Origin of the sequence: Synechococcus sp. MU1643 (assembly GCF_020514095.1) — a bacterium.
Classification (GTDB): Bacteria; Cyanobacteriota; Cyanobacteriia; order PCC-6307; family Cyanobiaceae; genus Parasynechococcus.
On sequence record NZ_VTKY01000008.1, the window covers coordinates 35,043 to 47,369 of the forward strand.

18 protein-coding genes, 1 tRNA gene and 1 pseudogene are annotated in these 12,327 nt (G+C 58.1%); 9 read left to right on the forward strand and 11 right to left on the reverse strand.

Annotation, left to right across the window (positions count from 1 at the left end; genetic code table 11):
* Positions 1–38 precede the first annotated feature (38 nt).
* Positions 39–707, forward strand: coding sequence for a bifunctional phosphoribosyl-AMP cyclohydrolase/phosphoribosyl-ATP diphosphatase HisIE (gene hisIE, locus FZX09_RS10605; RefSeq protein WP_226402655.1), 669 nt, complete (start codon positions 39–41; stop codon positions 705–707).
* On the opposite strand, the gene FZX09_RS10610 is transcribed toward hisIE, so the two are convergent.
* Genes FZX09_RS10610 through FZX09_RS10620 form a run of 3 tightly spaced genes read right to left on the reverse strand, consistent with a single transcriptional unit; the run spans position 704 to position 2,563 of the window.
* Positions 704–1,360: a L,D-transpeptidase gene (locus FZX09_RS10610; protein WP_226402657.1), complete on the reverse strand. Its 657-nt coding sequence runs from the start codon at positions 1,358–1,360 to the stop codon at positions 704–706. The genes hisIE and FZX09_RS10610 overlap by 4 nt on opposite strands.
* A 46-nt stretch (positions 1,361–1,406) precedes the next feature.
* On the reverse strand, positions 1,407–2,072 hold the full coding sequence (locus FZX09_RS10615) for a peptidase (RefSeq protein ID WP_226402659.1): 666 nt from the start codon (positions 2,070–2,072) through the stop codon (positions 1,407–1,409).
* The gene (locus FZX09_RS10620) at positions 2,072–2,563 is read right to left on the reverse strand and encodes a DUF2214 family protein (RefSeq protein ID WP_226402724.1); all 492 of its coding nucleotides are present in this window, start codon (positions 2,561–2,563) and stop codon (positions 2,072–2,074) included. The genes FZX09_RS10615 and FZX09_RS10620 overlap by 1 nt, the downstream gene beginning before the upstream one ends.
* 180 nt (positions 2,564–2,743) lie before the next feature.
* On the opposite strand from FZX09_RS10620, the gene FZX09_RS10625 reads away from it, so the two are divergent.
* The 4 genes from FZX09_RS10625 (at position 2,744) to FZX09_RS10640 (ending at position 5,219) form a co-directional block, all read left to right on the forward strand.
* On the forward strand, positions 2,744–3,670 hold the full coding sequence (locus FZX09_RS10625) for a sigma-70 family RNA polymerase sigma factor (protein ID WP_226402661.1): 927 nt from the start codon (positions 2,744–2,746) through the stop codon (positions 3,668–3,670).
* Between the two features lie 68 nt (positions 3,671–3,738).
* On the forward strand, positions 3,739–4,104 hold the full coding sequence (locus FZX09_RS10630; RefSeq protein ID WP_226402663.1) for a YkvA family protein: 366 nt from the start codon (positions 3,739–3,741) through the stop codon (positions 4,102–4,104).
* A gap of 11 nt (positions 4,105–4,115) precedes the next feature.
* Complete coding sequence (locus FZX09_RS10635; RefSeq protein ID WP_226402665.1) at positions 4,116–4,436, forward strand: hypothetical protein; 321 nt, start codon at positions 4,116–4,118, stop codon at positions 4,434–4,436.
* A 288-nt stretch (positions 4,437–4,724) separates the two neighbouring features.
* A complete protein-coding gene (locus tag FZX09_RS10640; protein ID WP_226402667.1) occupies positions 4,725–5,219 on the forward strand; it encodes a phosphate-starvation-inducible PsiE family protein in 495 nt (164 codons plus the stop codon).
* Between the two features lie 475 nt (positions 5,220–5,694).
* Here FZX09_RS10640 and FZX09_RS10645 read toward each other — a convergent pair whose 3' ends face one another.
* Positions 5,695–6,225: a Nif11 domain/cupin domain-containing protein gene (locus FZX09_RS10645; RefSeq protein ID WP_226402670.1), complete on the reverse strand. Its 531-nt coding sequence runs from the start codon at positions 6,223–6,225 to the stop codon at positions 5,695–5,697.
* A gap of 90 nt (positions 6,226–6,315) precedes the next feature.
* Here FZX09_RS10645 and FZX09_RS10650 point away from each other — a divergent pair, with 90 nt between their 5' ends.
* Positions 6,316–6,531, forward strand: a complete 216-nt coding sequence (locus tag FZX09_RS10650; protein ID WP_226402672.1) for a DUF3136 domain-containing protein — start codon at positions 6,316–6,318, stop codon at positions 6,529–6,531.
* Between the two features lie 37 nt (positions 6,532–6,568).
* Positions 6,569–6,925 (forward strand): c-type cytochrome, encoded by a 357-nt coding sequence (locus FZX09_RS10655; RefSeq protein ID WP_226402674.1) that lies wholly within the window; start codon positions 6,569–6,571, stop codon positions 6,923–6,925.
* Here the strand turns inward: FZX09_RS10655 and FZX09_RS10660 are convergent.
* On the reverse strand, positions 6,901–7,170 hold the full coding sequence (locus FZX09_RS10660; RefSeq protein ID WP_226402726.1) for a YciI family protein: 270 nt from the start codon (positions 7,168–7,170) through the stop codon (positions 6,901–6,903). The genes FZX09_RS10655 and FZX09_RS10660 overlap by 25 nt on opposite strands.
* An 83-nt stretch (positions 7,171–7,253) precedes the next feature.
* On the opposite strand from FZX09_RS10660, the pseudogene FZX09_RS10665 reads away from it, so the two are divergent.
* A pseudogene (locus tag FZX09_RS10665) lies at positions 7,254–7,637 on the forward strand (AbrB-like transcriptional regulator).
* A 72-nt stretch (positions 7,638–7,709) separates the two neighbouring features.
* Here FZX09_RS10665 and trpA read toward each other — a convergent pair.
* From trpA to FZX09_RS10680, 3 genes are read right to left on the reverse strand one after another with little or no spacing between them, the layout of a single operon-like run.
* Positions 7,710–8,525, reverse strand: a complete 816-nt coding sequence (trpA, locus tag FZX09_RS10670; RefSeq protein ID WP_226402676.1) for a tryptophan synthase subunit alpha — start codon at positions 8,523–8,525, stop codon at positions 7,710–7,712.
* Between the two features lie 34 nt (positions 8,526–8,559).
* Entirely contained in the window at positions 8,560–8,916 is a 357-nt protein-coding gene (locus FZX09_RS10675; RefSeq protein WP_226402678.1) for a DUF3007 family protein, read from the reverse strand.
* Position 8,917: 1 nt separating this feature from the next.
* Positions 8,918–9,169, reverse strand: a complete 252-nt coding sequence (locus tag FZX09_RS10680; protein WP_226402680.1) for an NAD(P)H-quinone oxidoreductase subunit L — start codon at positions 9,167–9,169, stop codon at positions 8,918–8,920.
* A gap of 39 nt (positions 9,170–9,208) precedes the next feature.
* On the opposite strand from FZX09_RS10680, the gene FZX09_RS10685 reads away from it, so the two are divergent.
* A tRNA-Leu gene (locus tag FZX09_RS10685) sits at positions 9,209–9,297 on the forward strand.
* A 7-nt stretch (positions 9,298–9,304) separates the two neighbouring features.
* On the opposite strand, the gene FZX09_RS10690 is transcribed toward FZX09_RS10685, so the two are convergent.
* Genes FZX09_RS10690 through FZX09_RS10700 form a run of 3 tightly spaced genes read right to left on the reverse strand, consistent with a single transcriptional unit; the run spans position 9,305 to position 12,270 of the window.
* On the reverse strand, positions 9,305–9,607 hold the full coding sequence (locus FZX09_RS10690; protein ID WP_025362365.1) for a thioredoxin family protein: 303 nt from the start codon (positions 9,605–9,607) through the stop codon (positions 9,305–9,307).
* Entirely contained in the window at positions 9,582–10,628 is a 1,047-nt protein-coding gene (gene pyrC / locus FZX09_RS10695) for a dihydroorotase (RefSeq protein WP_226402682.1), read from the reverse strand. The genes FZX09_RS10690 and pyrC overlap by 26 nt, the downstream gene beginning before the upstream one ends.
* On the reverse strand, positions 10,621–12,270 hold the full coding sequence (locus tag FZX09_RS10700; RefSeq protein WP_226402684.1) for a SulP family inorganic anion transporter: 1,650 nt from the start codon (positions 12,268–12,270) through the stop codon (positions 10,621–10,623). Before FZX09_RS10700 ends, pyrC begins: the two co-directional genes overlap by 8 nt.
* Between the last annotated feature and the right edge of the window lie 57 nt (positions 12,271–12,327).

A 12,327-nucleotide genomic window follows, 5' to 3' on the forward strand; every position in this document is an offset into this window, starting at 1 on the left:
CGGGAAGATTCAGGCGTTGCCCGAATGTCCGAGGCCTGATGCAGCCCCTCAGCCCCGCCTTCATTGACCAACTCCGTTTTAACGAAGCGGGGCTGATTCCAGCTGTGGCCCAGGACTGGCTTGACGGGGCTGTGCTGATGGTGGCCTGGATGAACCGGGACGCGATTGAAGCAACCCTGCAAAGCGGTGAGGTGCATTACTGGAGCCGCTCACGCCAGGAGCTTTGGCACAAGGGGGGCACCAGCGGTCACATCCAGAAGATGCGGGAGATCCGCTACGACTGTGATGCCGACGTGCTGCTGGTGACCGTGGAGCAGGCTGGGGATGTGGCCTGCCACACCGGTTCCCGCAGCTGTTTTTACGAAAACAGCGATGCCCGATCTGCAGGTGGGGCAGAGGCACTAGCGCCGCCAACGGATGCCTGCACCGAACTCTTCCGGGTGATTGAGGGCAGACGCGAGCAACCGGAGGAAGGCAGTTACACCAACAAGCTGCTGGCGGGGGGAGACAACAGCATCCTCAAGAAGATCGGAGAGGAGAGCGCTGAATTCGTGATGGCCTGCAAAGACGACAACGCCTTAGAAATCGCCGGCGAGGCTGCAGACATCGTCTTCCACTTGCAGGTGGCCTTGGCCCACCACGGCGTGAGCTGGCGGCAGGTGCAGGAAGTGCTGGCAGCGCGACGGGGTGCCCCGCGCCGGCACTAAGGCAGGCAGGGGCTATCGCTGCTGATCACCACTTCATCGCCAAGCTCCACGGTGTCCAACAACACCCCCATGGTGAGCCGACCGGTGTTGATGCAACCGCCCGTCACAGCCTTGCCGATCCTGGACTCGTCATTGGTGCCATGAATGGCGAAGCTGTACCAGCGGAAGACACCGTCGTAAGTGTTGAAGCGGAAGGGCTGATCTGTGGCCGGCACAGGAGCCAGGCTGATGTAACCGATGCCGTATTCACCGGTTTCTCCATCACCTTTGAAGTCGATGGAGTTCATGTTGGTGAAGAGGCTCTCGCGCAGCTCCTCCTCCGTTTTCCCAGATTGCCCCACCAGGGCGGGATCCATCTCGAAGCGGTCGTTGCTGAGGATGGCGTTGACCTGAAACGTTCCAAGCGGTGTAACCCCCTCTTCGAAGGTGGTGCTCTCACAACCGATGCCATGGCGACCATGGCCAACGGTGAAACTCAACGGTCCTTCAGCACGATCCAACACCCCTTCACTGGCTCCTGGATTGCTGCCGTCCAGCTGGATCCGAATCGGTTCCCGAACCTGAGGGTCCTGCTGGGGCAGGCTGTTGTTTGAACGACAACCCACCAGGCTCACCAGCAGGCTCGCCAGCGCCAGAAAACGAATCAGGTTCATGGATCGACCACAATTGCCGGCAGCATGCCCCGCCCAAATGGTGACGTCACTCAGGTGATTCGGATTCGGCCGGTTGGTTAGCCCCACGAAACGTCGAACCGAAACGGGTGGTCTGCTCTATCACCCAGGCCAGCGTGAGGCGATCCCGCTCCGATGGCACCAACACCGGACGTTCGCCTTGGCTGATCGCCAGGACGTCAGTGGGCTCAGAACTGTGGCCCCAGAGGCCGAAGGCATGGCCCAGTTCGTGCAGGGCCGTGGCCTGCAGTGCATCAGCCCGAAGCCCGGGTGACACCATCACCTTCACCCGGGGCTCAAGCCTTCGGCGGCCTTGGCGCTGCACGTCCACAACCTGAAGTTGTGCGCGTCCGTTGCTGGCACGCCACACGCCAGCGACCTGCCGTCGAGCCGGAAGCTGACGATGAATCAAAATGTTCGCCTGTTCCGGCCTGTCCACCAAGGTGAGCGCAACCAATGCACCCCAGGTGGTCAGCGCCGAGGACACCTGATCAAGCCAGCGTTGGTCCCACCGGTTGGCCGGCGTGGCGTCGGCGGGCTGAACCCAAACGCACCAATGCTTCAACACCGGCTGTCCAAAGGAGGTGGTGGCGATGGAGGAGGCATACCCCGGCCTATGGCCTGGAGCCTGGCGTTCCAAAGCCACCCGCAGCATTCGAACCTGCTGTTGTGGAGGACAGAGCTCGGGCTGCATCATGCGGCGGGGAGACCCACACCGCGGGCCATGAGGGTGGCCATCAACGGGATGCTGGCGAAGCCCACCAATTCAACGTTGATGATCCAAGCTAGACGGGTCGCGAGGGCTTCGCTCACCTTCGGAAGTTCACCCTTGCGCAGCGGAATCGCCCAGAGGATGTAGGTGATCGTGGGATAAAGCGACAACCCCCCTACCGACAAGTACAAACCAACCTTCCACCAGAACAAGGGATTCTCGGTATAAAACTCAGCTCCCTGGCCGAAGTGGATCACCCGCAGGATTCCACTCACGAGAAGAGCCAGGGCAGCGATGCCGTAAACGATGTCGGTGATCACCATCGCCGTGGCTTCCTGGCGATTCGGATCAGCTTTGATCAGCTTCCGCTCCAGCACCAAGGCGCCAAAGCAGAGCATGAAACTGAGGTAGTGAACGTAGGCAACGCCAGCGTTTTTGGCGATGTCGGACGTGAGAGCGACGGCCAGGGGCATGGTCGTTGTAGAGGAAGGTGCGGCGACCTTAGCCACCCAGTTGAATTAACAATGAAAGATTCACTTCACCAATAAGAAGAAAGAGTGAAATAGCGCACAAAGTATTAATTCGGGAGTCTTTATTATGACCGTCAGAAAAATACACTTTCGTTCTAGGTTCAATTCAGCCGTATCGCCATTATGACGAGTTCTCTGAGTGCTTTCCTCGGCGAAATCGGTCGCCATCAACTGCTCACTCCAGAGCAGGAACTCATGATGGGGAGAAAGGTTCAGGCGATGGTCGCCATCACAGAACGCTGTCATCTGGCTGGCGGAACTGGCCCAGCATGTGCGTACAGCGATGAAGAAAAAGGTGTGATTCGCCGTGGCGAACGTGCCAAGAATCAGATGATTACGTCCAACCTTCGCCTTGTTGTCAATCTGGCCAAGCGTTATCAGGGCAAGGGCCTGGATCTGCTCGATCTGATTCAAGAAGGAACCCTTGGCCTGACCCGTGCCGTCGAGAAATACGACCCCACCCGCGGCCATCGTTTCTCCACCTATGCCTACTGGTGGATTCGGCAGGGCCTGAACCGAGCGCTCTCCACCCAAAGCCGCACGATTCGCATTCCTGTGAATGTGAACGAAAAGCTCACCAAATTGCGGGCCGCCAAGGCACGCCTGATGCAGCGAAACGGCCTTAGCCCCAGCGGCGAGCAACTGGCGGAGTTCATGGAGATCCCCATCGCTGAGGTGGAAGATCTGCTGGCCTGTGAATTGCGTAGCGTCACCGTGAGCCTGCAGGGAGTTGTGAAATCGAAATCAGATCCCTCCGAGCTGGTGGATGTGCTGCCAAGCGAGGAGCTACCGCCGATGGAACGGGCCGAGATCGATGAACGCACCGCATCGGTCTGGTCCTTGCTGGCAAAAGCCAATCTCACCCCGAAAGAACACACCGTTGTGACCCTGCGCTTTGGGCTGGATGGCACCAACGAATGGCGCACCCTCGCTGAAGTGGCTCGCCATATGCACTGTTCACGGGAGTACTGCCGTCAGGTGGTGCAGCGGGCCCTGCGCAAACTGCGCAAGACGGGACTTCAGAGCGGACTCGTGGAATCCACACCCTGAACATCGGCCGGCCCCGCTGGCGTCTTGCTGAGGGACTGGGGAGAGTGGGTCCAACCGGTTCCCTTTGCATGACTAACCATGCTGCGCGTACCACCGTTGAAGCCGACGTGCTTGAACGGGAGGTGATCGACGAAAGCCTGCTGCGGCGCCTGTTGCAGCGAGCCGGCAGAGGTCTTGCCGCCCCAGCCCTGGAAGCCCTGGAGTTGATGCTTGCCCCAGAGACCCCCTCAGCTGCGCGGCTGACGATGCTCGCGGCCCTGAGCTATCTCCTGATGCCAGCCGACCTGATTCCAGACCTGCTGCCGGTGGCCGGTTTCAGTGATGATCTGGTGGCGCTTACGGCCATGGTGGGTTTGTGGAGCAATCACGTCACTCCAGCAATCCGGATGCGGGCTCGCCGCAAACTGGATCGCTGGTTTCCGCTTGTGCACTGAATAGCTGATCAATGTCTGGCTGGACCCCTGAATTTGAAGCGGATCTCACTCTGCTGCTGAAGGACTGGTTGAAGCAGCAAGGGCGCACACAGGCCGACCTGCGTCGAAACTTGCGCGCTGTCTCGACCCGAATGCCCGCCCTGCTTGAAGTGCTGGAGCGTGAACACAAACTGCATGGACTCGCTGGACTGGCGGATCGTCTTTGCAGCGTTGAAGCCGAATGGCATGGTCAGCCTTCAAGCGAGAGTGCCGGTGTTGCAACAGCCGAGGACGATCCGTTCGGCCAACTTGATCTTCTTTTGCAGGAAATTCGAGACGACTGCACCGATTAGGGGCCGACACGGGCAAAGTAGTGACTCAGACATCGCCGCGATGACGCCCACTCAACTCCTCAGCGCCTCTTGTCTGTTGATGATGTCGGTGTTCATCGTTTCCTCGGCCTTTGCGCAAACCGAGTGGGGGCTGCGGGGACCGGGAATTGCCGCAGGTAGAGACAGCAAAATTGAAGCCCATTGAGTCACGGCAGAAGACGGCTCTGTCACCTGAGACACCAAGGTGGTCAACCCGGCCAGCGACAGCAAAGCTCGCCATTACTACAACTCCTTTAACGATTGAACCCCGTGAGCGAACCCACTCGTTCCAAGAGAAGCTTCCTCGGTTTCGTTGATGCTGGTGAGCGTGAAGTCGCTCGACTTCTCACCCTGATCACGGCTGTGGTGATTAGCGCCGCCATCATCAAGCTGATGATTTCCTTGGGCTCCAAGTTGCTAGCTGGGTCAACTGCAACTTGGTTGGGCGATGACCTGATCAAGATCCTCGGCGATCTGCTCACCGTTTTGATAGCCCTGGAGGTGCTGCAGAACATCACCAGTTACCTAAGGCGCCACGTGGTGCAGATCGAACTGGTTCTGGTCACCGCGCTGACGGCAGTGGCTCGAAAGGTGATCGTGTTGCCATCAGGCGCTGAAAACAAACCCCAACTTCTGGTGGGCCTTGGCATCGCAGTCGTCTCACTTTCAGCCGCTTACTGGTTGGTGAAGCGTGCCAATGCCACTCCCTCCCGCAAGCGACTGGGACGGGGAGGATCAGCCACCAAGCTCGATTTCCCAGACTGAGGGTTGACCAGCCATGAGTTAGGCCGCCATTCCAGGTGGAAAGTCGGCCTAACTCGCTCGTTTGCGCATGGCAATCGACCTCAACTTCAGTGTCTAATGCCATTGGAAATCTTATCCAGCAATGGAACTGAGACAGGAAGGTCGCAGCGTCTGTCTCTAGGGACCCTGGGGCCATCGGGTCCAGGTGTAAAGCGGATCTCCTGCGGGGCATCTACGAACGATGCAGAGGGGAGTCGACTGGCTTGACGCTCTTCGTTGTCGCGCCAGACGAATCGCTTACTAGTGGGTGGAAACTGTTGGAGCAGGTGCCAGAAAGTCAGTCTGCTTATGGGGCTTGCTCAGGTGGAGTGTCGGCCGTCATGGGCTCCTCCGATCTTTATGCACTCACGCTCGTAAGCGATGAAGCCGGCGGCAATCAGCTGTCGTGCTCATTGCCTTTTGGGGCATGGCCAACCCATGGTGGGAGTGGTGTACCTCAGTGGGCAGAAGTGGCATCCCAGTGCAAGGCCAGCCAGAGGGTTCCAGGATCGGGATCTGTGCGCTCCACCTTGTGGCGTTGATGGGGCGCAATCAAAAGATGATCCCCAGGGCTGAGGTCCATAATCCGAGCGGGATTCTGCAGGGCAACACAGGCGCTTCCCCGCAACACAAGCACCCATTCGTGATCGGACTGGTCCATCCATTCGTGATGGGGTGACCGGTAGCCGTTGGATGCAATCAGCAGCAATCTCCACGTCTCGGCAGACGCCAACACTCGCGTTGATTCTTCACCGGGAGGAGGGCACGGGGTCGCCAGCAGGTTGACTTCTCCCCCTGGCGCGTGGTCACGCTCACCCCAGCGCCGACCGATGTCGAAGCCCCAGGATTGGGCCAACTGAACAACCTGGTTGTGATCAGCACAAGCCGCCAACTGTTCACGGCTGCTGGAGTCGTTCTGCACGCGCTCCGCAAGGACCTGAAGTTGAGAAATCTTATTGAGGAAACGGATCAGATCCTGCTCCGCCATGGGGACCACCACACAGCTTCAACAGTGATCCTGACAACAGACCAAATCAGAGATGGACGCAAAAGTCAGAATATCCTGACCTTCTGTTTCATGCGGTCTGCAACCAAGGCACTCACCATCGGAGATCTGGAAGCTGGATTCTCGACCTACTGCCAGGCCCTTCGTCGCCTTGTTGCCGATGGACGCGACCTCAACGCGATTCGCCGGACGGTCTGCTGGGATTACCTCAACAGGTTGCACACTTCGCTTCCGAAGGACTACCGCTCTCCCGACGAACTGATCCAGAGATACCAAAAGGAAGCATGACCTGCTGAAGCAGACTGATCAAAGCCACACCATCCCTGTGCTGACCCAAGTCCTGCGCTGCTGCATTGGTGCGTTTCTAGTTCTGCTGCTGAGCCTTGGATCAACCGGAGCATCGCTTGCAGCCGGGGCGGACACCAGCCCCGGCGCTCTGTTGTTCGAACAGCATTGCGCTGGATGCCACATCAACGGTGGCAACATCATTCGCCATGGGAAAAACCTGAAGCTGAAGACCCTCGAGCGTGATGAGATTGCGACGGTGACGGCTATCGCAGCCATCGCCCGGGAAGGGCGAGGCCAAATGAGCGGTTATGCCGACGTTCTTGGGACAAATGGGGATCAGCTCGTGGGCGAATGGGTGCTCATCCAGGCTCAGAACGCTTGGACCCAGGGATAAACCTCGAGCGCCGTCCAAATCCTCTGCTTCCAATAGATGTCGTCCTCAACAAGCTTGCGAACGGCGTAGATGTTGTCTGCTTCGAAGATTCCGAAAACGTGGGTGCTTCCTTCGGTGGGACCCAGTGTAACTAGCGTACCCTGATCTTTAAGAGCCTGAAGACGAGCGAGGTGCTCATCTCGATAAGGAGCACGCTTCACAAGAGCATCCGTGCAGTAAGTGCCCCACAAGACGAAATGTGCCATAGCGAAGGATGAAACAACGAAGAAGTTCTCAGTTAAAAATGATGGCATGTTGACTTGAACAAAGGCTATGTTGTGAAGGTTGATTGCTCTCGGAAGCGACGCTCACTGGGGGCGACCTTCTCAATAGAGTCAAAGACCTGGGTGAAGTCAGCAGGTTTAATCTTGTTCGCACCTGTGGCTATATCTCCAGCAAAAGGATGGTGCTGAACGTCTGAATATCACCACTTTTTACGAAGCACTGCTGGAGAGCAAAGGCATAAGTCTTGGTATAGGTGGTGTCGGCGGCGTGGTTAAACGCGGCCGCAAACTCAGCTATGTGGCCACTCTGCAAGACCAAGGGAATCTGCTCATCGGCAAGGCGTATACGGCGCTGCTCGACCTGAAGTCTGGAGATGAATTAAAACAAACTGGGTCGAAAACAAATCCGTCTGATATCTGAAGGTGCCACTGACGAAGACGAAGAGTGATTGAATCTTTGAAAGCAGTGCAATCCCTGCCAATGCCGGTTTTTCTTCATGGCTTGAGCGGGATGGCAGCCACTAGGGCTGATCGGCGGCGACACGCAACTCAGCGCAAAAACGACCAGCTTCCTGAGCAATCTCTCCTGGCGATGCTGCAGCCATCCTTTTCACAAGCGCACTGCCCACAATCGCTCCATCGGCACCCCAGCCCCGAACCTGACGCACCTGCTCCGCACCGGAGATCCCGAAACCAACAGCAACAGGAACCGGCGAGGTTTGTTTGAGTTGCTGGACCAAACCTTCAACCCTGCTTTCCATCTGAGCTCGCTCACCGGTGACACCGGTGACACTCACCAGATAAGTGAAACCTCGGCTGCATGTCGCAATCCGACCCATCCGATCTTGGGGAGTGGTAGGTGCAACCAAGAGCACCAAATCCAAGCCATGACGTTCTGCGATTGTCGACAACCGCTCCGCCTCTTCGAGGGGTAGATCAGGCACCACCAAACCCGCAGCTCCAGCCTCCGCTGCAGAACGGCAAAACGCCTCCATCCCCACATTGAGCAGTGGATTGGAATACGTAAAGAGGATCACGGGAATCTGGAGCTGCCCTTTCAACGACCGAAGCATGTTCAGAACACCCGTGGGGGTGGTTCCGGCAGCAAGTGCACGGGAAGCAGCAGCCTGAATGACCGGCCCGTCAGCGAGTGGGTCGCTGTAAGGCATTCCCAGTTCCACCATGTCAGCCCCTGCGCTTTGGAGACTGAGGAGCACATCAGCGGTGACTGCGAGATCCGGATCGCCGGCCATCAGGAATGGCATCAAGGCGAGGCGAACGTCCTGCTTCAGCTGCTCAAAGCGCTGGGCGATGGAAGAGGACTGCTGATTGGGCATCTCGGTCAACCGACCAGGAACAAACTTCGGAAGCCTATGAGTCCACGGGGGCCTCACCGTCCGTGGGAACGGAAGCATCCACTCCAATCTTGCGCAGCAGTTCCTGCTGTTCCTCCTCGGAGAGAGCGTCAAAACGGGCTTGAAGCACCTCAGCTTCTTCTTTGTCGTAAACCTCGCGGTAGCGACGCCGCTGGTTCATGTAGGTCATCTGGCCGGTGACCACACGAAACAGATAAGAACTTGTCCACATCACCACAATCACAACAAGCAGGGCCTCAGCAGCAATCCCTGCCGAAAACTCCTCAAAGCCTGCAGCCTGAAAGCAGACCTGCCCAAGCCCTCCAAGCAGGAGGACTGCAAATCCGATCAGAAGAACCTTGCCACGCGTCAACTCAGACGTCTCCTTGCCCGCTCAGCCGGAAATTGAGGAAGGGGGCAAACAGGATCATCCCCGGGAAAAAGAAGAAGACCATTCCATAAATCCCCAGACGCTCCAGCTTGCCCATGCGATGCCAACGCTGGTTCATCCACGCGTAGAGGGCGAGTGGAATCACAACGAGATACAGGCCGCCCAGAACGATGTAGGCCAATAGAACCAACAACGTGTCCTGTGGGACTTGAGAAAGCAGGGACGATAGGTCCATGGCTTGAGGACAATTGGAGGAAATCTAAGATGTACGGGTGGGGGCATGGCGGAATCGGTAGACGCACGCGACTTAAAATCGCTTGGGCCGAAAGGCCTGTGGGGGTTCAAGTCCCCCTGCCCCCACCATCCGCCATCAAGACGGCAGCAACTCAGCGAGCTTGGTGCGGAAATCTCCCTTGGGCATGCCGCCCTTCAGCTCTCCTTCGATCGAAAAATCTCCATCAGGATCGTTCACCAGCAGATAGGTGGGCCAGCCCATCCCCTCCTTGTTGGGGTATTGCTTGAGAAGGATCTTCCGGTATTTCCGATACATCTCCGTGTCCTGCAGCATCACGGAGATAAAGCTGCAGCCGAGTTCCTCGGCCACCTTGCCGTCGTAGTGACTCATGCGGTGACAGGTACCGCAATCTTCAGAGCTGAACTTGATTAGATGCATCGGCAACGGCCCAGGACAAGATCTCTCCAGCATGGAAAGGAACCAGTCCATTCACAAGTTCCGGCACAAGATGGTCACGACGTTGCAACGTGATCTGACGGCTGTTGACCGGAAGGTTGTAGAAGTCCGGCCCATTCAAACTGGTGAAGGCTTCGAGATTGGCCAGAGCGCCTTCCTCATCAAAAACCTGGGCATAGCTCTCCAGGGCGAAGGGTGCATTGAAAATGCCGGCGCATCCGCAGGAACTTTCCTTAAATGACCGGTCGTGCGGTGCCGTGTCTGTACCGAGAAAGAAGCGTGGGTCGCCGCTGGTGGCCGCCCGGCGCAGGGCCTGTCGGTGACACTCCCGCTTGGCCACGGGGAGGCAATAAAAATCACTCCGCAACCCGCCAGCAAACATCGCGTTTCTGTTGATGTGGAGATGGTGGGGGGTGATGGTGGCGGCGAGATGACTATCCGCTGAGCTGACGTACTGCACCGCTTGCTCGGTGGTGATGTGCTCGAACACAACCTTCAGCTCGGGATGGCGGTCCCGCAGCGGTGCCAGATGGCGTTCGATAAACACCGCCTCACGGTCGAAGATGTCGATCTCGCTATCCGTGACTTCACCATGGATCAGCAAGGGCATGCCGATCCGGGCCATCGTTTCGAGCACAGGATCGATCTGCAGCAGATCCGTCACCCCTGCTGCGGAATTGGTGGTGGCGTTGGCGGGATAAAGCTTGGCCGCGGCAAACACCCCCTCGCGAAACCCCGTCTCAAGCGCGGCAGGAGCAATCGAATCCGTGAGATACGCCGTCATCAGGGGCGTGAACTCCAGATCAGCGGGACTCGCCGCCTGAATGCGGTCGCGGTAAGCACGTGCAGCAGCCACCGTGGTCACCGGTGGACGCAGGTTGGGCATCACGATGGCCCGCTGAAAACGGCGGGCTGTATGGGCCACAACCTGGTTCAGCATCTCTCCATCGCGGAGATGAACGTGCCAATCATCTGGAGCGATGATCGAGATCTGATCAGACATTCAGCGGCAAACCTTTCACGGCAAGGCGCAAGGCATCAAGGCGATCACAACTGATGTGGCTTTGGGGGAGTCGTTCCAACAGCTTCAGCTTCTGAAGACGCTTCTCCGTGCTGCCCGTTGCACCCACCAAAAACACCTTACGTCCTTCTTCAATCGCTTCCTTGACGGCATTTTCGAGTGCGATTGCAGCGGTTACTCCAAGGTGTGACACCTCGGAGAGGTCGAAGACCACCGCCTGACAATTGCCGATGGCGTTGTGCTCGCGCGAGATGGCCTTGGCCACGCCGAAGATCATTGGACCGGCGAGCTGGAACAACAGAACCTTGCCGGAGGCCTGATCCAGCAAAACCTGCTCTTCATCGGTCAGCTCCACATCGTCATCGGCGGTGCTGATCGTTTTCACCTTTCTGGACTGCAATGCACTCATCCGATCAATGGTGAGCACGTTGGCCACGAAAACACCGATGCCCACTGCAGTGATGAGATCCACCAGCACCGTGAGCGCAATCACGCCATAGGTGATCACGGCCGCTTTCACCGAGAGATGGTGGGCCCGTTGGAGGAAATCCCAATCGATGATGTCGATGCCCACCTTCAGGGCGATGCCCGCCAGCACAGCGAGGGGAATCGTGGATGCGAGAGGGGCAGCGGCCAGGACGGCCACCATCAGAATCACTGCCCGGACAATGCCCGACAGGGCCGAACGTCCACCGGCCTGAATGTTGACCACGGTGCCCATGGTGGCTCCAGCTCCAGGCAGCCCTCCAAAGAGGCCTGAAGCGATGTTGGCCAGTCCCTGGCCAACCAATTCCTTGTTTGAGTTGTGCTCAGTGCGGGTGAGGCTGTCGGCCACAACAGACGTGAGCAGCGCATCGATGCAACCGAGCATGCCCAGCACAGCTGCATCCACGAACATCAAACGCAGCTGTCCACCCGAAAAGGTGGGCACATGCAAGCTGGGAAGCTCAGCGTTGAACGGCGGAATGGTCTTGAGGCCAGCGTCGTGGAACAAGGTCATCGACAGAACCGTTCCAAACACCAAAGCCAGCAGCTGCGGCGGACAGAAACGCTTCACGCTGGCTGGGGTGAACCAGAGGATCGCGACGGTGATCAAAGCCAGCGCAAGCTCCATCGGCTCAATACCAGCAATCAAGCCCGGCAGGTTGGACAGGGTTCCCATCACCCCGCCCGATACGGTCTGCCCCAGGAAGGCGGGCAGCTGGAGAATCACCAAGATCGCTCCAATCCCAGACATGAAGCCGGAGATCACCGTGTAGGGCATCTGGGTGACGTATCGACCCAGACGGAAGACACCGAACAGGATTTGGAACAGACCCGCGAGGATGACCACGGTGAAGGCCATGGCCATCGCCGTTTCCTTGTCCGGAGCGGTGGCGGTGAAGCTCAGGATCACCGAAGTGAACACCACCGTCATCGGACCGGTGGGTTCGGAAATCAAGGTGGGCGTTCCGCCGAAAACAGACGCCACCAAGCCGATGATCACGGCCCCCCAAAGCCCAGGGGCAGGGTCACCCGTTGCGGCAACCCCAAAGGCCAGGGCCATCGGCAGAGCAATCACCGCGGCGGTCACGCCACCAAAGGCGTCACCCCGCAGGTTGCTGGTGCTGATCCGGTTCAACAAGGTTTCTTATCTATTACCCAGGTGAGAGACCTTAGGTTGATTCTCCTCAAAGCAGAA

Coding starts and splice junctions, on each gene's coding strand:
- trpA (WP_226402676.1), bottom strand. CDS start 8,525: ATGCCCAATCAGCAGTCCTCTTCCATCGCCCAGCGCTTTGAGCAGCTG.
- FZX09_RS10645 (WP_226402670.1), bottom strand. CDS start 6,225: ATGGCGGAGCAGGATCTGATCCGTTTCCTCAATAAGATTTCTCAACTT.
- FZX09_RS10615 (WP_226402659.1), bottom strand. CDS start 2,072: ATGCAGCCCGAGCTCTGTCCTCCACAACAGCAGGTTCGAATGCTGCGG.
- pyrC (WP_226402682.1), bottom strand. CDS start 10,628: ATGTCTGATCAGATCTCGATCATCGCTCCAGATGATTGGCACGTTCAT.
- FZX09_RS10690 (WP_025362365.1), bottom strand. CDS start 9,607: ATGCATCTAATCAAGTTCAGCTCTGAAGATTGCGGTACCTGTCACCGC.
- FZX09_RS10625 (WP_226402661.1), top strand. CDS start 2,744: ATGACGAGTTCTCTGAGTGCTTTCCTCGGCGAAATCGGTCGCCATCAA.
- FZX09_RS10650 (WP_226402672.1), top strand. CDS start 6,316: ATGCGGTCTGCAACCAAGGCACTCACCATCGGAGATCTGGAAGCTGGA.
- FZX09_RS10635 (WP_226402665.1), top strand. CDS start 4,116: ATGTCTGGCTGGACCCCTGAATTTGAAGCGGATCTCACTCTGCTGCTG.
- FZX09_RS10620 (WP_226402724.1), bottom strand. CDS start 2,563: ATGCCCCTGGCCGTCGCTCTCACGTCCGACATCGCCAAAAACGCTGGC.
- FZX09_RS10630 (WP_226402663.1), top strand. CDS start 3,739: ATGACTAACCATGCTGCGCGTACCACCGTTGAAGCCGACGTGCTTGAA.
- FZX09_RS10610 (WP_226402657.1), bottom strand. CDS start 1,360: ATGAACCTGATTCGTTTTCTGGCGCTGGCGAGCCTGCTGGTGAGCCTG.
- FZX09_RS10680 (WP_226402680.1), bottom strand. CDS start 9,169: ATGGACCTATCGTCCCTGCTTTCTCAAGTCCCACAGGACACGTTGTTG.
- hisIE (WP_226402655.1), top strand. CDS start 39: ATGCAGCCCCTCAGCCCCGCCTTCATTGACCAACTCCGTTTTAACGAA.
- FZX09_RS10660 (WP_226402726.1), bottom strand. CDS start 7,170: ATGGCACATTTCGTCTTGTGGGGCACTTACTGCACGGATGCTCTTGTG.